This window comes from Streptomyces canus (genome assembly GCF_041435015.1).
Lineage (GTDB): Bacteria > Actinomycetota > Actinomycetes > Streptomycetales > Streptomycetaceae > Streptomyces > Streptomyces canus_G.
In genome coordinates, this window is record NZ_CP107989.1 from 3,939,625 (window position 1) to 3,959,797 (window position 20,173).

A 20,173-nucleotide genomic window follows, 5' to 3' on the forward strand; every position below is an offset into this window, starting at 1 on the left:
ACGTGTTGATCGGTGAGGTGGCGCGACGGTCCGGGGTCAGTGCCCGCATGCTCAGGCACTACGAGTCGCTCGGCCTGCTGCGCCCTTCGGGTCGTACGGGTACCGGCTATCGGGAGTACTCCGGCGACGACATCCGGCGGATCTTCCACATCGAGAGCCTGAGATCGCTGGGGCTGTCGCTGCGTGAGATCGGCCGCGCGCTCGACGATCCCGGCTTCACGCCCTCGGCGCTCGTCGACGACCTCATGCGCCAGACGCGGGAACGCATCGCGGCCGAGACCGAGCTGCTCACGCGGCTCCGCCGGATCGATGCCGCGGAACCCGCCGACTGGGCGGACGTACTCCAGGTCGTCGTGATGCTCCGGGCGCTGGGGTCGAAGAGCGCCGCCGCCCGCCAGCGTGCCGCCCTGTCCTCGGTCGACGAGATCCGCGTGCCGGTGGAGGCCCTCGTCGAAACGGTCCTCAGGGAGACGGATCCGAACGTCGCCGGAGCCCTTCGATGGGCGCTGGCACGATCGGGCGAAGGCAGCGCGGCACTGCTGGCGGAGGGCCTCTGCTCACCGTCGGCCGCGGTACGGGAACGTGCAGTGCGGTCCCTCGCCGAGATGCCGGGTGAGGAGTCCACCGCCGGGCTGCGTGAGGCTCTCGCGGACCCCGCTGCCGTGGTCCGCGGCCAGGCGGCGCTGGCGCTCGGGCCGCGTGGCGTGGCCGATGCCGTCCCGGTGCTCATCGACATGATCGTGGCGGGGCCGAACGACACCGACGCGGCCGACGCGCTGAGCCTGCTGGCGGGCGACACCGCGACCGCGGAGCGGATCGCCACCGGGCTCGTCGGCCGCCTCGCCCACGACGCCGTCGAGGCGCCCGCCCGCGCCCGGCTGACCCAGGCGCTGGCGGACATCCCCGGAGCCACGGCCGCACGCGCCCTCGTGGAGCTGTCGTACGACGTCGACCCGGCCGTCGCTCTGACCGCGACGTATCTGCTTCGGCTCCGCGAGGCGCGGTGACGGATCCCTCGGCGGCGGCGCGGGCCTGCGGGCCGCCTCTCGGTCAGCCCTCCGCGCGGGCGGGCAGCCGCCATCCCGGCCGCGGGAAGTGGCAGGTGTAGCCGTCCGGGTACCGCTGGAGGTAGTCCTGGTGCTCGGGCTCGGCCTCCCAGAAGGGGCCCACCGGCTCCACCTCGGTGACGACCTTGCCGGGCCACAGACCGGAGGCGTCCACGTCCGCGATGGTGTCCTCGGCGATGCGCTTCTGCTCGTCGTCCACGTAGTAGATCGCCGAGCGGTAGCTGAGGCCGATGTCGTTGCCCTGGCGGTTCTTGGTGCTCGGGTCGTGGATCTGGAAGAAGAACTCCAGGAGCGTGCGGAAGTCGGTCCTCTCGGGGTCGAAGAGGATCTCGATGGCCTCCGCGTGCGTGCCGTGGTTGCGGTACGTCGCGTCAGGCACGTCACCCCCGGTGTATCCGACCCGGGTCGCCGTCACGCCCGGAAGCCGGCGGATCAACTCCTCCATTCCCCAGAAGCATCCGCCCGCCAGCACCGCCCTCTGTGTCTGCGCAGCCATCGCTGTCCTCCCATATCTGCTCGCTCGGGCCGGTCGGCCGGCACACCGCCGGCATCCCCTGCCCACTCCCCCTCAACGCGCGAGGGTGCCGGGCGATTCCACGGCCGACCGGTGACGCAGCCACGGTGCCGGTGTGATGTGAGTACCCATAGGGTGCACCCGTGACTGCCAACTTGAGTTCCACGAAAGCCCGCGCGGCGCTGCGCACGTCGGCGCGGGCCTCCGCGGAGTTGCTGCTCATATTGCTGATGCTCGCGGTGAGTCTGTGGGTGCTGGGCCGGATGTGGTCGGTCGTGTGGCCGCTCGTGATCGGTCTGCTGCTGACCACGCTGACCTGGCCACCCACTCGCTTCCTGCTGCGCCGCGGGTGGAGGCCCGCTCTCGCCGCGTCGCTGGTGACCGTGCTGTTCCTGCTGGTCGCCGCAGGGGTCGTGGCACTGATCGCGGTGCCGGTGGCGTCTCAGTCGGGCGACTTGACCGACGGGGTGGTCGACGGCGTCCAGAAGGTGCGCGAGTGGGCCGCCGGGCCGCCGTTGAACATCGGTGACGCCCAGATCGACAAGGCCTTCGACTCCGCGGTCTCCCGAGCGCAGGACGGTCTCGGCAGCATGGTCGGCGCTGTCGTCACGGGAGTGAGCACCGTGGTGAACGGCCTGGTGACCGCCGTCCTGGCCCTGTTCCTGATGTTCTTCTTCCTCAAGGACGGCCCGCGGTTCCTGCCGTGGCTCGCCCGTCAGCTGCCCGGTCGGCTCTCCACCGACGTCCCGACCGTGGCCGCGCGCGGCTGGGACACGCTGGGCTCCTTCGTGCGCTCCCAGGCGGCCGTCGGCCTGATCGACGCCGTCCTGATCGGCCTGGGCCTGTGGATCCTGGGGGTACCGCTGGTGCTCCCGCTGGCGGTGCTGACCTTCGTCTCCGCGTTCGTGCCGATCATCGGTGCCTTCTTCGCCGGTTTCGTCGCGGTTCTCATCGCGCTGGTCTCCAACGGCCTGGCGGACGCGCTGATCGTGCTGGCCATCATCGTGGTGGTGCAGCAGCTCGAGGGCAACGTGTTCCAGCCCATGATCCAGAGCCGGGGGCTCGGCCTTCACGCGGCGGTGGTCCTGCTGGCGGTGACGTTGGGCGGCAGCCTCGCCGGAATCGTGGGGAGTCTGCTCGCGGTACCGGTCGCCGCGCTGATCGCGGTGATCTGGGACTACGTGCGCGAGCAGCTCCAGGAGCCGTCACACGATCCGGTCACCGACGAGCCGGAGACCGAGACCGGCATCGCCGCCCCGTCCTGAAGACTCGTCCTGAGGAGCGGTCCCGTCCCTCGGGGCGACCGCCCACGCCGTGCCCGAGCCGACGGCCGTCGGGCGGTGCCGTGCGGCACCTCGTCGAACCCCAGGTGTCAAGCATTTCGGCCTCGTTGAAAATGAACCGCGGCCGCAGCCTCCCCGTCCTACGATCGCCTGCATGCTGATTCATCGGACATTACGGATGATCGTCGTACTCGCTCTGGCCCTCACCGGAGCGCTCGGGGGTGCTGTGGGGACGGCACAGGCCGAGGGGAACCCGTCCTCGAACGACCGGCAGTTGCTGTTCTACAACCACTCCTACGGGGTTTTCGACCGGGAGACCGCCGACGCCATCGAACACTCCGACTACTTGAGGGACTTCGCCAACTTCCAGGTCCGCACCACGACCGGTACTGGCGGACAGACCTGGACCGGCCGCTACCTGATGGGCCGCGAGACCTATCTCGAACTGTTCGGAGTCGGTGACATCGCGGGCCAGGACGGCACCCTCGGCTCCGCCGGGCTGGGCCTGTCCACCGAACGGGACGGTGACCTGGCGACGGTCACCGAGCGGCTGAAGAGCGAGGGGGGCACCGACCCCATCGAGTTCCTCCAGACCCGGGACTTCGGTGACGGGGTACCCGTGCCGTGGTTCGACGCCATCCTCACCGCCACCGAGTACGACGCCTTCGGGGCCTGGGCGATGGAGTACCGGCCGGAGTACTTCGCCGATCCCCGCAGCAAGACCGAGCCCGCGAGTTTCCCCGGTGACGTCGGCCGGGAGCGTGTCCTGTCCGACGACTACCGCACTCACCTGATGCGTGACGTGACCTCCGTCCGTATCGCGGTGACCGAGGGCGACCTCGCCGACACCGTGCCGCTGCTGCGGGCCGGCGGGTTCGCCGTCAAGAACGTGTCCGGCGGTGGTGTCGTCGCGGAGGGGGGCGGCACCACGATCCGGTTCGACTCCGTCCCGCGCGAGCAAGCCGGGTTCCAGCGGGTCGAGATGTCACTCAACCGGCCCGTGAAGGACCGGCACGTGGAGCAGATCGGTCACTCGACGCTCACCGTCGGCCCGGGCAGCCGTGCCGTGTGGACGTTCACCGCCAACGGCACTCGGTAGCCGGGCAGCAGACAGCGGGTGCGCCCCCTACGAGGGGCGCACCCCCACCCTCAACCCCCACTGCCGTACGGCCGCGTCAGGATCTCCAGCCGATGGCCGTCCGGGTCGTCGAAGTACGCGCCCCGGCCCCCGTCGTTGCGGTTGATCTCCCCCGGGCGGTGGTGGGACGGGTCCGCCCAGTAGGTCAGGTCCGCCTGCTGGATCCGGGCGAAGATCGTGTCGAAGTCGTCCTCGGTGACGAGGAACGCGTAGTGCTGGGGCGTGATCTCGTCGCTCGTGTCCATGTAGTCGAGGGTCACGCCGTTGGGGATCCCGACCGGGATGAAGGGGCCGTACTGCGGGCTCACCCTCAGGCCCAGGATGTCGGCCAGGAAGCGGGCCGAGGCGTGCTTGTCGTGTGCGGCGACGATGGTGTGGTTCAGCTGAACGGTCATCGCTACCTCCTCGTTCAGACCTTACTCCGGGCCAGGTTAAGGTAAGCCTTGCCTTAGCAAGCCTCAGTCTGAGTACCTCCCCGGAGTAGCCGTGCGCGCAGCAGCAGTGAAGGCCGTCGTGGCCGCGACCGTCGTCGGAGGGCTGCTCGCCGGCTGCTCGTCGTCCTCGTCGGGGACGAACGGGACCAGCGAGAAGGCGGCCGGTGACCGCAACCCCGTGCTGGGCGCCTCCGAAGGCCCCTCCGCCGCACCGAGCGTCCTCGCCGACGGCATGGGCTCCGACCAGGACACCGACGGGACCTTCCCGCGCACGGTCACGCACTTCGAGGGCAGGACCACGGTCGAGGCCCAGCCGAAGAGGATCGCCGTGCTCAGCACCGGGCAGCTCGACGATCTGCTGTCCCTGGGGGTCGTCCCCGCGGCCACCACCCGCGCCGACAATGCGGGGCTCGTGCCCGGCTATCTCGCGGACGCCTTCCCCACGGACAAGAAGCGGCTCGCCGGCATGACCGACGCGGGTACCCGGCAGGCCCCCAACCTGGAGACCCTCGCCGCCGCCGAGCCCGATCTCATCCTCGCCAACGACTCCCTCGGCGACCTCTACCCCAAGCTGTCGAAGATCGCACCCACCGTGATCACCGCCGGCAACGGCATCAACTGGAAGCGCGACCTGCTGCTCGTCGGCGACGCGGTCGGCAAGGGCGAGGCGGCGCGGAAGCTGCTGGACGACATCGTCGCCGACGCCCGGGCGAAGGGGCAGAGGATCGAGGGCGACCCGGCCGTCTCCATGGTCCGCTTCACTCCCGACCGCACCCGGATGTTCGGCGTGTCCTCGTTCACCGGGTCCATCGCCGTCGACATGGGGCTCTCCCGGCCCGCGTCTCAGCAGTTCAACGCCATCTCGGAGGACATCGGCGCGGAGAGCGTCGACACCGCCGACGGGGACTGGATCTTCTACTCCGTGCAGGGGGACGCGTCGAAGACGGATGCCGGGAGCGTCGTGGCCGGACCGCTGTGGAAGTCGATGAAGGCGGTGACGGCCGGGCAGGCCGTGAAGGTCGACGACGACCCCTGGTACCTCAACGCCGGGCCGTCCGCCGCGCGGCTCGTCATCTCCCAACTCGCCGACGCCATCGGCAAGTAGCCGCGTGATACGTCGTCTCGCCTGGCCTGCGGCCGTCCTCGCGGTGGCCTGCGCCGGGGTGCTCAGCCTCGCGGTCGGGACCCGGGCGGTGCCGCTGTCCGCCGTCATGGACGCCCTGCTGCACGGCGGCGGGTCGCCGGACGCGCTCGTCGTACGGTCGCTGCGGGTGCCGCGGACCGAGATCGGGTTGACGGCGGGAGCAGCGCTGGGAGTCGCGGGGGCCGCGCTGCAGGCCGTGACGCGCAATCCGCTCGCCGATCCCGGGATCCTCGGGCTGAGTCAGGGGGCCGCGGCGGGGGTCGTGGTCGCCATCGGGCTCGGGCTGGCGCACGGGTTCTCCGGGTACGTCTGGTACGCCTTCGCCGGAGCCGTCCTCGCGGCCTGCCTCGTGTACGGGATCGCGGCTCGGGGGCGGGGTGGGGCGTCGCCGGTGAAGCTGGCGCTCGCGGGGACGGCGCTGTCGGCGATGACCGCCGGGGGCACGACCGTTGTCCTGACGTCGAGTTCGGCGACCCTCGACCAGTTCCGGTTCTGGCAGGTGGGGGCGTTGAGCGGACGGGACGCGGGGACGGTCGTACGGATACTGCCGTTTCTCGTCGTCGGGGCCGTGCTGGTGCTGGGGTGCGCGCGGGGACTGGACGCGTTGGCTCTGGGCGACGAGACGGCTCGGGCGCTCGGGCATCGGGTCTCGTGGGTGCGGGGGGCCGCGGCGCTGGGGGCGGCGCTGCTGACCGCGGCGGCGGTGGCCGCGGCGGGGCCGATCGCGTTCGTGGGGCTCGCGGTGCCGCATCTGGCCAGGCGGCTCGTGTCGGGCGGGCACCGGGCGGTGCTGCCGCTGTCGGCGTTGCTCGGGGCCGCGTTGCTGGTGGGGGCGGATGTGGTGGGGCGGGTCGTGCGGGCTCCCGCGGAGGTGCCGGCGGGTGTCATGACCGCGCTGGTGGGGGTGCCTGTGCTGGTGGTTCTCGTACGGCGACGCGGGGCCGTCTCATGAGAGGTGCTCGGCGTGCTGCCGCGCCCACGGAGGTGCCTCGCGAGGCGGTTTCGCGGCCGCGGGCCGGCGGGGGCCGGTCGCGCGGCGGAACCATCATCCTGCGCCCCCGTCCCCGGTTGTCGGTCCTCATCGACCGTCGGTCCGTCCTCGTCGCCCTGCTTCTGCTCGCCCTCCTCCTCGTCGGCATGGCCGCCTCCGCCTGCCTCGGTCAGACGTACCTCTCCCCCACGGAGGTCTGGCGCACCCTCCGCACCGGATCCGGTCCCTACGACCTGGTCGTCAACGAACTCCGCGTCCCCCGGATCGTGCTCGGCGCCCTCGTCGGGGCGGCCTTCGGGCTGTCCGGGGCGCTCGTGCAGACCGTCACCCGGAATCCCCTGGCCAGCCCCGACGTGATCGGCGTGGGCCATGGGGCGGCCGCCGCGACCGTGCTCGCCCTTGCCACCGGGGTCGTCTCCTCACCCGGCGCCATGCCCCTTGTCTCCGTAGGGGGCGGGCTTGTGGCCGCCGCCCTCGTCCACGTGCTCGCCTGGCGGCGCGGGATGCAGACCGGGCGGTTCGTGCTCGTCGGAGTGGGGATCGGGGTCGCCCTGTCCGCCGTCGTCCAGCTGTATCTCACCGACTCCGAGCTCGAGGCCGCCGAGCAGGTCAAGCTGTGGCTGACGGGGAGCCTCAACGGGCGGGGTTGGCAGCAGGCGGGGCCCCTCGGCGTCGTACTCCTGGTGTGTCTGCCCGCGCTGGCATGGGCGAGCAGGGCCGCGCGGCCGCTCGGGTTCGACGCGGACACCGCCGCCGCGCTGGGCGTGCGGGTGGACCGGGTGCGGCTCGGTCTGACCCTGCTCGGGGTGGTGCTCGCCGCCACCGCGACCGGTGCCGCGGGGCCGATCGGGTTCGTGGCCCTGACCTCGCCGCAGCTGGCCCGACGACTGACGCGGACGCCCCAGCTGCCGCTGCTGTGCTCGGCGCTGACGGGTGCCGTTGTTCTGGTGGCCGCCGATCTCACCGCGAGGACACTGCTGCCCCCGCTGGAGATCCCGGTCGGGGCACTGACCTCACTGGTCGGGGGACCGTATCTGCTGTGGCTGCTGGGTCGACGAGCGACCGCGCGCTGAAGGTGCTCCGGCGGAAGCGGACCGCACGCTGAACGCCCTCCCCGGGAACGAGCCGTGCGCTGAAGGCCCTCCCCCAGGAACGAACCGTGCGCTGAAGGGCTCCCGCGGGAGGCAAGCCGCATGCTGAAGCGCCTCCGCCGGGAACGAGCCGCACACCCAACGCCGACCCGCGGAACGAGCCTTACACCGAGCCCCCTCCCGAAGACCCAGCCGCACACCAAAGCGCCTCCCCCCGAAGCAAGCCACACACCCCAAGCCCACCCCCCAAAACGCGCCGCACACCGAACCCCCTCCCAAAGACCCAGCCGCACACCAAAGCGCCTCCCCCCGAAGCAAGCCACACACCCCAAGCCCACCCCCCAAAACGCGCCGCACACCGAACCCCCTCCCAAAGACCCAGCCGCACACCAAAGCGCCTCCCCCCGAAGCAAGCCACACACCCCAAGCCCACCCCCCAAAACGCGCCGCACACCGAACCCCCTCCCAAAGACCCAGCCGCACACCAAAGCGCCTCCCCCGAAGCAAGCCACACACCCCAAGCCCACCCCCAAAACGCGCCGCACACCGAACCCCCTCCCAAAGACCCAGCCGCACACCAAAGCGCCTCCCCCCGAAGCAAGCCACACACCCCAAGCCCACCCCCCAAAACGCGCCGCACGCCGAAGGGCCTCCCGCACGACCAAGCCGTACGCCCACAGCCCACCCGCGGAGCGAGCCGCACGCCGAAGGGCCCCGGCATCAGACCGGGGCCCTTCGTTCACGCCATGCGGATCAGATCGTCGCCGTGTCGATCACGAACCGGTAGCGCACATCGCTGTTGACGACCCGCTCGTACGCCTCGTTGATCTCCGACGCGGCGATCAGCTCGATCTCGGAGCCGATGCCGTGCTCGGCGCAGAAGTCGAGCATCTCCTGGGTCTCGGCGATGCCGCCGATCATCGAACCGGCGAGGGTCTTGTTGCCGCCGATGAGGGAGAACAGGTTCAGCGCGATGGGCTCCTCGGGGGCGCCCACGTTGACCAGCGCGCCGCCCGTCCTGAGCAGGCTCAGGTAGGCGCCGAAGTCCAGCGGCGCGGAGACCGTGGACAGGATCAGGTCGAAGGAGCCGGCGAGCTCCTCGAACGTCTTGGGGTCGCTGGTCGCGTAGTAGTGGTCCGCGCCCAGCTTCAGGCCGTCGTCCTTCTTGCGCAGGGACTGCGACAGGACGGTGACCTCCGCGCCGAGCGCGTGCGCGATCTTGACGCCCATGTGGCCGAGGCCGCCCAGGCCGATCACGGCGACCTTCTTGCCGGGGGCGGCACCCCACTGCTTGAGCGGCGAGTACGTGGTGATGCCGGCGCACAGCAGCGGGGCGGCCTCGTCGAGGGACAGGCCCTCGGGGATACGGACGACGAAGTTCTCGTCGACGACGACCTTCTCGGAGTAGCCGCCGTAGGTGGGCTCGCCGTCCTTGCCTATGGCGTTGTACGTGCCGACCGAGCCCCCGGTGCAGTGCTGCTCGAGGCCTGCCTTGCAGTTGTCGCACTCGCGGCAGGAGTCGACCAGGCAGCCGACGCCGACGCGGTCGCCGACCTTGTACTTGGTGACGCCGGGGCCGACCTCGGAGACGACGCCGGCGATCTCGTGGCCCGGGACCATCGGGAAGATGGCCTCGCCCCAGCCCTCGCGGGCCTGGTGGATGTCCGAGTGGCAGATGCCGGCGAACTTGATGTCGATCAGGACGTCGTGCTCGCGGACCGCCCGGCGCTCGATGGTGGTGCGCTCCAGGGGAGCCTTCGAGGCGGGGGCGGCGTATGCGGCAACAGTGGTCATGAGGGTGGTTCTCCTCGGGAGGGTGTGTGCCCGGCTGCCTTCTGTCTTGTCCATTCGTCCGGGCACGCTGCACAGCCTGCCCCAGGAATCGACACCCACCCAGGCCACAGCTTTGCGTACGTTCGGCGGTCCTACTACTGGCGGGGACAGGATGGTGTGCGTACGACCGTGAATACTTGACGTATGGACGACATGGCCGAGGAACTGCCCGGAGGCCGCTCACTGGACCGGCGCGCCGAACTCAGCGAGTTTCTGCGCACCCGGCGGGCCCGGCTGAAGCCGGAGGACGTGGGGCTTCCGGACTTCGGGCGGCACCGCAGGGTACCGGGGTTGCGCCGCGAGGAGCTGTCGCAGCTGGCGGGCGTCTCGGTGGCGTACTACACGCGCCTGGAGCAGGGCAACGGGCGCAATGTCTCGGCGGAGGTCCTGGACGCCATCGCCCGCGCGCTCCGCCTGACCGACGCCGAGCGCGCGCACCTCACGCATCTGGCGAAGCCCAAACAGCACAAGAAGAAGACCACCGCGCGCACCGAGCAGGTGCGCGGGTCGATCCGGCAGCTGCTGGACTCGATCAACGTTCCGGCGTACGTCTCGGGGCGGCGGTCGGACATCGTCGCCTGGAACGGGATGGCGGCGGCGGTCTTCGGGGACTGGGCCGAGCTCCCGGCGCAGGAGCGGAACTGGGCGCGGATGATCTTCCTGCGGCCGGAGTACCAGAACCTGTTCGTGCCGTGGGAGCAGAAGGCCAGCGATGTGGTCAGCTACCTGCGGATGGACGCCGGCTGCCATCCGGACGACCCGCGGCTGTCCGCACTGGTCGGCGAGCTCTCCGTGAAGAGCGAGGAGTTCAGGCGGCTGTGGGCCACTCACGACGTCAAGGAGAAGAACTTCGGCGTCAAGCAGCTCCGCCACCCGCTGGTCGGCGAACTGACCCTGAACTTCGAGTCGTTCCCCCTGTCCGACGGCACCGAGCAGGCCCTGATCACCTACCACGCGGAGCCGGGCTCCCCCTCTGCGGAGGCGCTGAGGCTGCTGGCGAGCTGGGGCGCGGACGCGACCCGGGCGGGCGAGTCCGCGCACTCCTGAGCCGGTCTCAGCCCTGGTACGGCGGCGCCGCTCCCCAGTTCCACTTCGGCACCGGCTGCTCCGCCGGCGGCTTGGCGTCCGGTCCTGAGAAGTGGACCGCGAGCCGGGTGCCCCACTCCACATAGGCGAGGAACGCCGAGCGGAACTCCGCGTCGGTGGGCAGTCCGGCCTCGTCGGCCGCGTCCTGGATGAGGTTCACCCAGCGGCGGCGCTGTGGCTCGGTGATGCCACGGCCCAGGTGCTTGGCGACCATGTGGCCGTGGCCGCCCTGGGTCTCGGAGTAGGCGGTCGGGCCGCCGAAGACCTCCGCGAGCCAGAGGGCGACGTGCTCGGCGTGCTCGGGGGCCAGCCCCGCGAACACCGGGGCCAGGAGATCATCGGCGAGGACCTTCTCGTAGAACACCGTGGTGAGCCGGCCGAAGGCCTCCGCGCCGCCCGCCCACGCGAAGAGGGTGGGGACGGCGGCGCCCCGGCCACGGACCGTCGTCGGTGTGTAGTGGCGCATCTCCTCGATGTTCTCGATGTACGGCCGGATCTCGGCGAGGAAGTCCGGGAACAGCTCCGACGTGCGGAAGCCCTCCAGGTGGTCCTCGGTGGAGGTCCAGGTGATGCGCAGGACGAAGTGCTCGAAGTCCTCCTCGCAGCGCGCCAGTTCGTAGTCGACGCACTGCGGGGCCGCCGCCAGCTGGGTCGCTGCGTGCGTGTAGGCGGACAGGAACTCCGCCGAGCGGTCTTCCGGGATGCGGTAGCGGATGTACTCGACGGTCTCTGTGGTCATGGCCTCACACAAACACGGAGCCGCGCCGGAAGCGCCCCTTCCGACCCGGAGTTCGCTGTGGGCTCACCCCTGGCCGGCGGGAAGGGGCACGGTCAGGCCGGGCTCGGGCGGGGCGCCCGTGAGCGCGGTGGTGTCGAGGTAGCGGATCTCATAGGAGCGCTCGATGAACCTCCAGCCGGCCGGGGTGCGTCGGTAGCGGTCGTGGTACAGGGCGTGGTCGGCGTGCGAGCTGCCGTCGCGCATCCGCCCGAACTCCACGAGGTACGCCCGCCCGTACGCGCTGTCGCCGTCGACCCCGAGCACTCCGGGGTGCACGGTCTGCACGAAGTACTTCCTGGCCGGCCTCGTCACCGGGGCCCCCCGACTGGTCCTCCTGGAACGCACGGTCAACGGCCGGCCCGGCCTGGTGGTCCAAGTGGACGACACCGTTCAGGCGGTCCTCGCCCTCGATGTCGAGGACGACCGGGTCACCCGTGTCCGGGCGGTACGGAACCCGGAGAAGCTGCGGCCCGGGACGGCGGGCTGAGGCACGGAGAAGGCCCGCCGGAAGCGGTGCTCCCGACGGGCCTCTCCCTTACTACGACCTACAGGTCACTTCGCGTAGTACGCGTTGTAGATCGAGATCGTCGACTTGTTGCCCTTCTTGTCGGCGATCTTGGCGTGGAAGGAGATGGCCTTCCCCTTCGCCGGGTTCTTCACGGTGATCTTGCCGCCCGAGACCGTGACCTTCTTCCAGGTCTGGCCGTAGTCGTACGACACGTACACCGCGAGGGACTTCAGGTTGGAGCCCTTGGCGGAACCCTCGACGGTCAGCGGGATCTTGACCGTCTTACCGGCCTCGACACGGCTGTCCAGACCCGTGGCCGCGTTGAAGCGGACCATGGAGGCGGGCAGCTTGGTGAAGTCGGCCGTCTTCTTGGACGAGAACGTCCAGCTGGCGTCGATCCGGGTGGAGGCCGCCGCGACCTTGACGCTGCGCTTGACCGAGGTCGTCAGCTTGTACGAGGCCTGGCCGGCCGGGACCTTGAAGGTCTTCTCGCCGAACAGCGGGTCGTCGTTCGAGCCGACCTTGACGCCGTTCTTGTACAGCGTGGTGTTGACCGAGGTGAACACCGACGAGCCGGCGTGGCCCTGGCCGTCCGCGAACAGCGGGAGGGAGCCGAAGATCTCGTTGCCGTTGCGGTACAGACCGAGGTCGGCGTTGAGATGCGGGCCGAAGACCGCGGTGTTGAAGGTCTTCCCGTACGACTTGCCGCCCTGGAAGGACTGTGCGGCACCGAGCGTGTAGTACGCCTCGGAGATCGGGAAGCCGTCCGGGTCGACACCGCTGTCCTGCTCGAAGTCCATCCCCCACTTGACGCCGCTGAGGGTGGACAGGTGCAGGGTGCGGGTGCTGGGCAGGGTCTGCTGGATGCCGATCGAGGAACCCGAGAAGGAGCCGGGCAGCCAGCCCACGGCGTTGATCGAGCCCTTCTTGCCGCTCGACGCCGCGCCCATGCCGACCTTGACCGTGGCCAGCTCGCTCGCCTTGTAGTGCTTGGTGTAACCGGTGGCGAACTGCTTGACCTTGCTGCCGGCGACGGTGTCGTACTGCTCGGTGGCGCCCTTGCTCCAGTGGCCGTCGAACTGCTCGGTGAGCGAACCGTCGGTCACCTGCGGGCCGAAGTGCGCGGTACGGAAGCCCGCGTACGAGTCCAGGAACCAGCCGTAGCCGTAACCGCCGTCGGCCGTGTCGACCTGGAAGCCGGGCGAGGCGAACTCCGACTTGGCCGCCGTGTCCGGCACGGTGATGTCGACCGGCTTGGCCTTGCGCGCGTCCAGCGTGATCGTCGTGTTCTTCGTGACGTTCAGCTTCGGCTGGACCATCCAGTCGGCGCCCTTGGTGGCGTCCTCCGGGTCCACGAAGTACGCGGAGTTGAGGATGTAGCCGCCCTTGGGCGCGCGGACGGTGACCGAGCCGTCCTCGTCGTACGGCGCGAACCACTTGCCGTTGGCGAGGCCGGAGATGCCGGACAGGTCCGTGCTGTAGGTCTTGGCCGGCTTGCCGTCACGGTCGAGGACGTTCAGCGTGACGTCGTACGACTCGACCTCCCGCTGCACCGCCGCCGCCGTGCGCACGGTCTGACCGCCGCCCGTCGCCGTCACGTACGCGGAGTACGCACCGTCGAGCGTGCCGCCCAGCTTGGTGTTGACGATGAGGTCGACGGAGGCCTTGCCGCCCGCCGGGACCGTCACCGTGGTGGCGCCCAGCTTGAAGAAGCCGGCCGGAGCGGCCTGCCCCTTCGGGTTGGTGGCCGTCGACGACAGCTTCAGCGTGACGTCCTTGGTACCGAGGTTGCGGTACGTCACCTGCTTGGTGACCGGCTTGTCGTCGGTGTGCGGCCACAGCTGCGTGCCGAAGCTCACCGACACCGGGTTGGCGATGACGGACTGCGTGATGGCCTTGTCGACCGCGATACGGCCCGAACCCTGCTGGAACGGGGTGTACTTGCCGCCCTTGGCGGAGCCGGTGAGGGTGCCCTTCAGCTCGGCGTAGCCCCAGTTCGGGTGCTCCTGCTTGAGGATCGCCGCCGCGCCCGCGACGTGCGGGGTCGCCATCGACGTACCGGAGATGGTCAGGTAGCCGGCGGGCTTCTCGCCGACCTCCTTGTCGATGAGGCTGCCGGGAGCGGCCGCCGCGGTGATGTCCACACCCGGCGCGGTCACGTCGGGCTTGATCTGCCCGTCGAGGCCGGGGCCGGTGCTGGAGAAGGACGCCAGCTTGTCCTTGTCGTCGACCGCGCCGACGGTCAGGGCGGAGGCGGCGCTGCCCGGGGAGCCGATGGTCTGGTCGCCGAAGTCGCCCTCGTTGCCGGCGGCGATGGCGAACAGGATGCCCTTGGTCTCCGAGAGCTTGTTGACCTCGGCTTCCAGCGGGTCGATCTCCGGGGTGTCGCCGCCGCCCAGGCTGAGGTTGACGACGTCGGCGCCCTGCTCGGCCGCCCACTCCATGCCCGCGAGGATCTGCGAGTCGTCGCCGTAGCCGTCGTCGCTGAGCACCTTGCCGTTGAGCAGCTTGGCGCCGGGGGCCACACCCTTGTACTTGCCGCCGGACTTCGCGCCGGTACCGGCCGCGATGGAGGCGACGTGCGTGCCGTGGCCGAACTTGTCGGTCGCGTCGGCGGAGGTGGAGAAGTTCTTGGCCGCGATCACCTGGTCCTTGAGGTCCGGGTGGGTCGCGTCGATGCCGGTGTCCAGGACGGCGATCTTGACGCCCTTGCCGTCGTAGCCCTTGGCCCAGGCGGTCGGAGCGCCGATCTGCGGCACGGACTTGTCGAGGCTGGCCTTGCGGACGCCGTCGAGCCAGACGTGCGCGATGCCGGAGGCGGTCTTGTCGCCGTTGGTGACCGCGTCCCACAGCTCGGGCGCGTCCTCCTTCGGCGTCTGCACCGCGTCGGCGTTCAGGGAGGCCAGGCTGTGGCGGAGCGTGCCCGCGTCCCGGACGTCGTCCTTGGCCGCGCTCGCCGCGCCCTTGTAGCCGACGATCACCTTCAGTCCCTTGCTCTGGGACTTGCGGGTGGTGGCCTTGTTGAGCTCGGTGACGTCGAACAGCCGCTGGTCGAGCTTGCCGCTCGACACCAGGCGGACGACGTCGGACGGCAGCACATAGGTGTGGCCGTCGGCCTTGCGGAGCTGAACCGGTATGTGCTCGCGGCCCTTCGCGGGCTCCAGGCCCACGACACGGCCCTTGGCGTCCACGACGACGCGGTCACCGGTGATCAGGGTGATGCGGTGCTTGGGCGTGAGCTGCGCCTTGTTGGTCTGCGCGACGCTCGCCGTCTGCTGCGCGTCCGCCGACGCCGGGCTGGTCATGCCCGCCGCGAGCGCTACCGCTGCCGCCGTGGCGATCGTGGCCGCGCATGCCTTTTTCACTTGTCTGCGCAAGTTTCCCCCTTGCAGAAGGACCGGGTGAATTCCCCGTTCACCCGGGCGGGGGAAGACTCGCACGCGTATACGTGCACCCCCCGGTGCTCGAAGTATGCCGAGGGGTGATCACGACCTCAATAGACAACTGCCCGACAGCAAAGTCTGTTACAAGACTGCCGGATTCAGGGGGAGTTGAGGCTCCGCGCTCAGGAGGCGGCGTTCTCCTTCACCGTGATCCTGCCCTTGCGGATCGTGGCGAGACGCGGGGCCTTCTTCGCGATGGCGGAGTCGTGGGTGACCATGATGAAGGTCAGCCCCAGCTCCTTCCACATGCGTTCGAGTACGTCCATGATCTCGTCGCGCATCGACTCGTCGAGGTTGCCGGTGGGTTCGTCGGCGAGGAGCACCTTCGGCTGCTTGACGAGGGCGCGGGCGATGGCGACGCGCTGCTGCTGTCCGCCGGACAACTCGGAGGGCAGATGCCTCAGGCGCTCACCGAGCCCGACGGAGGTGAGGGCCTCCGCCGCCCGCTCCCGACGCTCCTTCACCTTCACGCCGAGGGGTACGAGGGCGGTCTCGACGTTCTCCTGGGCGGTGAGGGTGGGGATGAGGTTGAAGGACTGGAAGACGAAGCCGATGTTCTCGCTGCGGACCTTGGTGAGCCTGGCCTCCGACAGCTTGGCCAAGTCGGTGCCGTCGAGCACCACTTCGCCCTCCGTGGGCTTGTCCAGTCCGCCGAGCATCTGAAGGAGGGTGGACTTGCCGCCGCCGGTGGGCCCCTGGATGACGAGACGGTCCCCGTCGGCGATGGTGAGGTCGACACCGGCGAGCGCGTCGACGGTGTCCCTGCCTCGGGAGTAGCGCTTGGTGACGCTTCTGAGTTCGTACATGGAGTGCTCCGGGGTGGGTGGGGTTCGGGCTGGTGCGGTTCGTGTTCGGCCGCGGGTCGGTGGGGGCTGGTCGCGCAGTTCCCCGCGCCCCTCAGGTGGGCGCGGCGGCACCCGGTCGGCGCCGGTGAGCGACACCCACTCCCGGCCGGCCCCGACGGACCTTGCTACTCGACTCGGCGCAGTGCGTCCGCCGGCCGCAGCCGGGAGGCGCGCCAGCCGCCGAACGCCCCGGCGATGAGGCCGCCGGCCACAGCGAGCCCCACCGCGATCGACACCGTCGTCAGGCTGACCGGAGCGGTCAGGGAGACATCCAGCGTCTTGGCGGCCGCCTGACGGCCGAACCCACCGCCGAAGCCTCCGCCACCGGGACCACCGGCGCCGCCACCACCGCCACCACCGCCACCGCCCAACTGCGCCTGCAGCGTGGGACTGATGGCGGTCACGACGTACGCCCCCGCGAGACCGAGCGCGATGCCCAGCGCCCCGCCCAGCAGCCCGTTCACCATCGCCTCGCCGACGACCTGCCGGGTCACCCGCCCCGACTTCCACCCCAGCGCCTTGAGCGTGCCGAACTCCCGCACCCGGCGTGAGACGGCGGACGAGGTCAGCAGACCGGCGACGAGGAAGGCAGCGACGAGCACGGCGATGGACAGCCACTTGCCGACGTTGGTGGCGAGCGAGGACGCCGTCGACAGCGACCCCGACACCGTGTCCGCGAGATCCGCCGAGGTCGTCACCGTCGTACCCGAGATGTTCTTCTGGATCGTCGACTTGACGGAGTCGATCTTCTGCGAGTCGGTCGCCTTGACGTAGATCGTGGTGACCTTGTTCTTCGAGTCGCTGAGGGTCTGCGCCTGGGTGAGCGGGACGTAGATGTTGGCGGCCGCGTCCCCGCTGTCCGCGGTGGCGATACCGATCACCTTGAACTTGACGCTCTTGATGGTGACGGTGGAGCCGACCTTGAGCTTCTTCTCCTTGGCGTACGCGGAGTCGACGACGGCGACCTTCGCGGCGGTCTCGGTCGACGTGAACGTACGGCCGCTGGTGATCTTGGAGGAGGTCAGCGGGCCGAGGGCCGCCTTGGTGACGTCGGTGCCGAAGACGGAGTAGTTGTTGACGTCGAAGTTGGCGCCGCCGCCCCGCACTTCGCCCTGGGGCTGGCCGGTACCGCCGCCGTTCCGGCCGAAGCCGCCGCCTTCACCGCCCCCGTTGCCGTTCTGCTGGAACTGGCCGCGCGTGAACTGGCCGTTGATCTTGATGACCTGCAGGCTCAGCCCGCCGACCGCGTCGGAGACACCGGTCTGCCGGCCGACCTTGGTGACGGTGGAGGTGGACAGGGTCTGGAACCCCTGCACCATCACCCGGTCGCTGCTCTGCTCCGCGTCGGAGCCGTTGTCCTGCGCGTCGAACCGGAAACGCGGCCGCTCCGACGAACTGGCCTGCGGCTGGGCGGCCTTGGTGACCGTCATGTCGGTGCCCAGCCCGTACAGCGACTGGAGGACCTTGTCCTGGGCCTTCCCCATGCCGGACGACACGGAGCTGACCACGATGACCAGCGCGATCCCGAGCGCGAGCCCGGAGGCGACGACGAGGGCCGCCTTTCTGCGGCGGCGCAGTTCGCGCCTCAGGTAGGTGAAGAACATGGCCGCAAGCTAGGTACGGCGCGTGATGACTGCATAAGCCCCGAATAAGAGCTGCATGAGAAGGCTGTCCGGAAGCTGGCAAGGGCCCCGGACGCGCCTGTCAGGAACGCACGGAAGGCGGCCGCCCCCGAGGGGCGACCGCCTTCCCGCGCGTCAGTCGGTCGGCGCGTGCGTCAGACCGCCGACCCCGCCTTCCAGTCCGCCCAGCTCAGGTTCCAGCCGTTGAGGCCGTTGTCCGGGGCCACCGTCTTGTCGCCGGTGTTCTTCACGACCACCACGTCACCGACGATGGAGTTGGTGTAGAACCAGTAGCCCGCCGTGCCGGTGTCGTTGGCGCCCTTGGTGTCGGACAGGCCCACGCAGCCGTGGCTGGTGTTGACGTTGCCGAAGACGGACTTGGCGCCCCAGTAGTTGCCGTGCACGAAGGTGCCGGAGTTGGTGAGCCGAATGGCGTGCGGCACGTCCTTGATGTCGTACTCGCCCTTGCCGTCGTCGTCGGTGAAGCCCACGGTCGCGCCGTTCATGCGCGTCTCCTTGAACTTCTCGGACATCACCATGACGCCTTCGTACGTCTTGTTCTCCGGGGAACCGGCCGAGATCGGGATGGTCTTGATGACCGCGCCGTTGTGCGTGATCTTCATCTGCTTGGTCTTGGCGTCGACGTACGAGACCTGGTTGCGGCCGATCTTGAACGTGACGGTCTTCTGCTGGACGCCGTAGACACCGGAGGCGCCCTCGACACCGTCGAGCGCGAGCTTCAGCGTGACGGTGGAGTTCTCCTTCCAGTACTGGTCGGGACGGCAGTCCATGCGGACGGTGGAGAACCAGTGGCAGACGACCTCCTGGCCGCTGCTGGAGGAGACCGTGATGCCCTTCTGCACGGCCGCCTTGTTGGTGATCTCCTTGTTGAAGTTGATCGACACCGGCATGCCCACGCCGACGGTCGAGCCGTCCTCGGGCGTGAAGTTGCCTATGAAGCTGTTCGCCGGGGAGACCGTCGTGAACGAGGCGTTCTCGTGGGCGACGAGCCCTTCGGAGTCCTTGGCCTCCGCGGCGACCTTGTAGGTCGTGGAGCGCTCCAGCTGAGTGCTGGGCTTCCAGCTGGTCTTGTCGGCGGACAGCGCGCCGGCCACCTTCGCGCCGTCGGTGGTCGTCATCGTCACACCGGTGAGCGTGCCCTTGCTCACGGTGACGGCGGCGGAGTTGTTGATGGAGGCGTTGTCCGTGCCGTCCTTGGGCGTGATCTTGATCTCGGCCTGGGAGCTCTTCTTGGCCGCCGCCTCGTCGGCCTTGGCCTGCGAGGTGTCGCCGCCGCTGCCGCTCGACGAGGAGTCGTCGCCACCGGAACAGGCCGAGAGCACCAGCACCCCGCCGAGCAGTGCGGACGCGACCGAAAGGCCCCTGCGCCGCTTACTGACCGTCATCACACGCTTCTCCATCGTTGCCGAATCCCAGAAACCCCGAGAGTCCCCGTCAATAAAAACTAAACGCTACGACCGGTTCGTCCCGTTCCACCTTCCGAGAAGATGTGGGGCACACCACGTCCGCCGTGGCGGAGGGTGCGTCTGTCGGTGCGTGCGACTCCTGAGACGACGAAACCCCGGACGGCGGTTGCCACCCGGGGTCACGAAGTCCCCAAGCGCGCTCAGCCGACGGCCTCTTCTTCCTCGTCCTCCCGTACATCATCCCCGTCGAGGTCCCAGTCCGGCGAATCCGGGTCGTACTCGATCTGCTCACTGCTCCAGGAGGCCTGGGCGAGTTCGACGCCCGACAGGTCCCCGACCAGGTCGAACGGGTCCACGAGATAGGCGAGCGCCTCCGCAGTGTCTTCCGTCACAGCGCCCTCGGCGTGCGCCCGCTCGTCGGCCGGCATGTCCGGATCCTCCGCGATCCGCGCCAGCGCGGCCCGGGTCACGGCGTCCCGGTCGTCGACCTCGACGACGAGTTCCACCCGAAGCCGTACAAAACGTGATGTCTCTTCAGTGCTCATGCCCGGAGCGTAAAGCCCATGGCTCCCGTGACTTTCCCGTGACCCGCGCCTTTCACTAACATCGCCCCACACGGCCAATTCGCCAGCACCACAAGGGGATCGATATTCCGTGTCATCCGTTCGCCGTCCGTTGCTGACCGCCACCGCCGCGGGGACCCTGCTGGGTGCCCTGTGGTTCGTCCCGTCCGCCAACGCGACCCAGGACAGCCCGGCGAGAACAGAGCCGTCCCCGCAGGTCACGGCACAGGCGCGGGTCACGACCACGAGCGCGGAGACGTCCGTGGACGACACCCGGCTCGCCGACACCGGCAGCTTCGACACCACGCCGTACGTCGTCGGCGGCACCCTGTTCCTCACGCTGGGTGCGGGCTTCGTCGTCTATTCGGTACGACGGGAACGGCTGGGGTTTTGAACGGGCTTGACG

Annotated in this window: 18 protein-coding genes; 8 read left to right on the plus strand and 10 right to left on the minus strand. The window is 69.7% G+C overall.

The genetic code is table 11. The annotated features are described in order from the left end of the window. Nucleotides 1-2 precede the first annotated feature (2 nt). Entirely contained in the window at nt 3-1,007 is a 1,005-nt protein-coding gene (locus tag OG841_RS17595; protein ID WP_371566034.1) for a MerR family transcriptional regulator, read from the plus strand. Nucleotides 1,008-1,050: 43 nt separating this feature from the next. On the opposite strand, the gene msrA is transcribed toward OG841_RS17595, so the two are convergent. Further along, nucleotides 1,051-1,563 (minus strand): peptide-methionine (S)-S-oxide reductase MsrA, encoded by a 513-nt coding sequence (gene msrA / locus OG841_RS17600; protein WP_328640610.1) that lies wholly within the window; start codon nt 1,561-1,563, stop codon nt 1,051-1,053. A 173-nt stretch (nt 1,564-1,736) separates the two neighbouring features. On the opposite strand from msrA, the gene OG841_RS17605 reads away from it, so the two are divergent. After that, the gene (locus OG841_RS17605) at nt 1,737-2,846 is read left to right on the plus strand and encodes an AI-2E family transporter (protein WP_371570734.1); all 1,110 of its coding nucleotides are present in this window, start codon (nt 1,737-1,739) and stop codon (nt 2,844-2,846) included. 196 nt (nt 2,847-3,042) lie between these two features. Further along, nucleotides 3,043-3,963: a DUF5829 family protein gene (locus OG841_RS17610; protein ID WP_371566036.1), complete on the plus strand. Its 921-nt coding sequence runs from the start codon at nt 3,043-3,045 to the stop codon at nt 3,961-3,963. A 50-nt stretch (nt 3,964-4,013) separates the two neighbouring features. Here OG841_RS17610 and OG841_RS17615 read toward each other — a convergent pair whose 3' ends face one another. Further along, complete coding sequence (locus OG841_RS17615; RefSeq protein ID WP_371566038.1) at nt 4,014-4,397, minus strand: VOC family protein; 384 nt, start codon at nt 4,395-4,397, stop codon at nt 4,014-4,016. A 91-nt stretch (nt 4,398-4,488) separates the two neighbouring features. Between OG841_RS17615 and OG841_RS17620 the strand changes: the two genes are divergently transcribed. From OG841_RS17620 to OG841_RS17630, 3 genes are read left to right on the plus strand one after another with little or no spacing between them, the layout of a single operon-like run. Beyond that, entirely contained in the window at nt 4,489-5,541 is a 1,053-nt protein-coding gene (locus OG841_RS17620; RefSeq protein ID WP_328640606.1) for an iron-siderophore ABC transporter substrate-binding protein, read from the plus strand. A gap of 4 nt (nt 5,542-5,545) precedes the next feature. Further along, nucleotides 5,546-6,532 carry a FecCD family ABC transporter permease gene (locus OG841_RS17625; RefSeq protein WP_365118921.1) on the plus strand — a complete coding sequence of 329 codons (987 nt, stop codon included), beginning with the start codon at nt 5,546-5,548 and terminating at the stop codon, nt 6,530-6,532. After that, nucleotides 6,529-7,644: a FecCD family ABC transporter permease gene (locus tag OG841_RS17630; RefSeq protein ID WP_371566041.1), complete on the plus strand. Its 1,116-nt coding sequence runs from the start codon at nt 6,529-6,531 to the stop codon at nt 7,642-7,644. The genes OG841_RS17625 and OG841_RS17630 overlap by 4 nt, the downstream gene beginning before the upstream one ends. A gap of 771 nt (nt 7,645-8,415) precedes the next feature. Here OG841_RS17630 and OG841_RS17635 read toward each other — a convergent pair. Further along, nucleotides 8,416-9,456, minus strand: a complete 1,041-nt coding sequence (locus OG841_RS17635; protein ID WP_328640603.1) for an NAD(P)-dependent alcohol dehydrogenase — start codon at nt 9,454-9,456, stop codon at nt 8,416-8,418. Nucleotides 9,457-9,639: 183 nt separating this feature from the next. Here OG841_RS17635 and OG841_RS17640 point away from each other — a divergent pair, with 183 nt between their 5' ends. Continuing rightward, nucleotides 9,640-10,542, plus strand: a complete 903-nt coding sequence (locus tag OG841_RS17640) for a helix-turn-helix transcriptional regulator (protein ID WP_328640602.1) — start codon at nt 9,640-9,642, stop codon at nt 10,540-10,542. A 7-nt stretch (nt 10,543-10,549) separates the two neighbouring features. Here the strand turns inward: OG841_RS17640 and OG841_RS17645 are convergent, their stop codons facing one another. From OG841_RS17645 to OG841_RS17675, 7 genes are all read right to left on the minus strand, one after another. Next, nucleotides 10,550-11,320 (minus strand): group II truncated hemoglobin, encoded by a 771-nt coding sequence (locus OG841_RS17645; RefSeq protein WP_328640601.1) that lies wholly within the window; start codon nt 11,318-11,320, stop codon nt 10,550-10,552. Nucleotides 11,321-11,383: 63 nt separating this feature from the next. After that, nucleotides 11,384-11,644 carry a nuclear transport factor 2 family protein gene (locus OG841_RS17650; RefSeq protein WP_371566043.1) on the minus strand — a complete coding sequence of 87 codons (261 nt, stop codon included), beginning with the start codon at nt 11,642-11,644 and terminating at the stop codon, nt 11,384-11,386. Between the two features lie 267 nt (nt 11,645-11,911). Continuing rightward, entirely contained in the window at nt 11,912-15,232 is a 3,321-nt protein-coding gene (locus OG841_RS17655) for a S8 family serine peptidase (RefSeq protein WP_371570735.1), read from the minus strand. A gap of 200 nt (nt 15,233-15,432) precedes the next feature. Then, nucleotides 15,433-16,116 carry an ABC transporter ATP-binding protein gene (locus OG841_RS17660; protein ID WP_365123790.1) on the minus strand — a complete coding sequence of 228 codons (684 nt, stop codon included), beginning with the start codon at nt 16,114-16,116 and terminating at the stop codon, nt 15,433-15,435. Between the two features lie 164 nt (nt 16,117-16,280). After that, nucleotides 16,281-17,759, minus strand: a complete 1,479-nt coding sequence (locus OG841_RS17665) for an ABC transporter permease (RefSeq protein ID WP_371566046.1) — start codon at nt 17,757-17,759, stop codon at nt 16,281-16,283. A 173-nt stretch (nt 17,760-17,932) separates the two neighbouring features. Beyond that, on the minus strand, nt 17,933-19,198 hold the full coding sequence (locus tag OG841_RS17670; RefSeq protein ID WP_328640597.1) for a L,D-transpeptidase: 1,266 nt from the start codon (nt 19,196-19,198) through the stop codon (nt 17,933-17,935). Nucleotides 19,199-19,404: 206 nt separating this feature from the next. After that, complete coding sequence (locus tag OG841_RS17675) at nt 19,405-19,749, minus strand: hypothetical protein (protein ID WP_328640596.1); 345 nt, start codon at nt 19,747-19,749, stop codon at nt 19,405-19,407. Between the two features lie 130 nt (nt 19,750-19,879). Here OG841_RS17675 and OG841_RS17680 point away from each other — a divergent pair, with 130 nt between their 5' ends. Further along, on the plus strand, nt 19,880-20,161 hold the full coding sequence (locus OG841_RS17680; protein ID WP_266568632.1) for an LPXTG cell wall anchor domain-containing protein: 282 nt from the start codon (nt 19,880-19,882) through the stop codon (nt 20,159-20,161). Nucleotides 20,162-20,173: the final 12 nt, after the last annotated feature.

What these genes read in the sequence shown, in the direction of transcription:
- msrA (WP_328640610.1), bottom strand. Translation starts at nt 1,563, where the DNA reads ATGGCTGCGCAGACACAGAGGGCGGTGCTGGCGGGCGGATGCTTCTGG.
- OG841_RS17610 (WP_371566036.1), top strand. Translation starts at nt 3,043, where the DNA reads ATGATCGTCGTACTCGCTCTGGCCCTCACCGGAGCGCTCGGGGGTGCT.
- OG841_RS17615 (WP_371566038.1), bottom strand. Translation starts at nt 4,397, where the DNA reads ATGACCGTTCAGCTGAACCACACCATCGTCGCCGCACACGACAAGCAC.
- OG841_RS17630 (WP_371566041.1), top strand. Translation starts at nt 6,529, where the DNA reads ATGAGAGGTGCTCGGCGTGCTGCCGCGCCCACGGAGGTGCCTCGCGAG.
- OG841_RS17635 (WP_328640603.1), bottom strand. Translation starts at nt 9,456, where the DNA reads ATGACCACTGTTGCCGCATACGCCGCCCCCGCCTCGAAGGCTCCCCTG.
- OG841_RS17640 (WP_328640602.1), top strand. Translation starts at nt 9,640, where the DNA reads ATGGACGACATGGCCGAGGAACTGCCCGGAGGCCGCTCACTGGACCGG.
- OG841_RS17645 (WP_328640601.1), bottom strand. Translation starts at nt 11,320, where the DNA reads ATGACCACAGAGACCGTCGAGTACATCCGCTACCGCATCCCGGAAGAC.
- OG841_RS17660 (WP_365123790.1), bottom strand. Translation starts at nt 16,116, where the DNA reads ATGTACGAACTCAGAAGCGTCACCAAGCGCTACTCCCGAGGCAGGGAC.
- OG841_RS17665 (WP_371566046.1), bottom strand. Translation starts at nt 17,759, where the DNA reads ATGTTCTTCACCTACCTGAGGCGCGAACTGCGCCGCCGCAGAAAGGCG.
- OG841_RS17670 (WP_328640597.1), bottom strand. Translation starts at nt 19,198, where the DNA reads ATGGAGAAGCGTGTGATGACGGTCAGTAAGCGGCGCAGGGGCCTTTCG.
- OG841_RS17675 (WP_328640596.1), bottom strand. Translation starts at nt 19,749, where the DNA reads ATGAGCACTGAAGAGACATCACGTTTTGTACGGCTTCGGGTGGAACTC.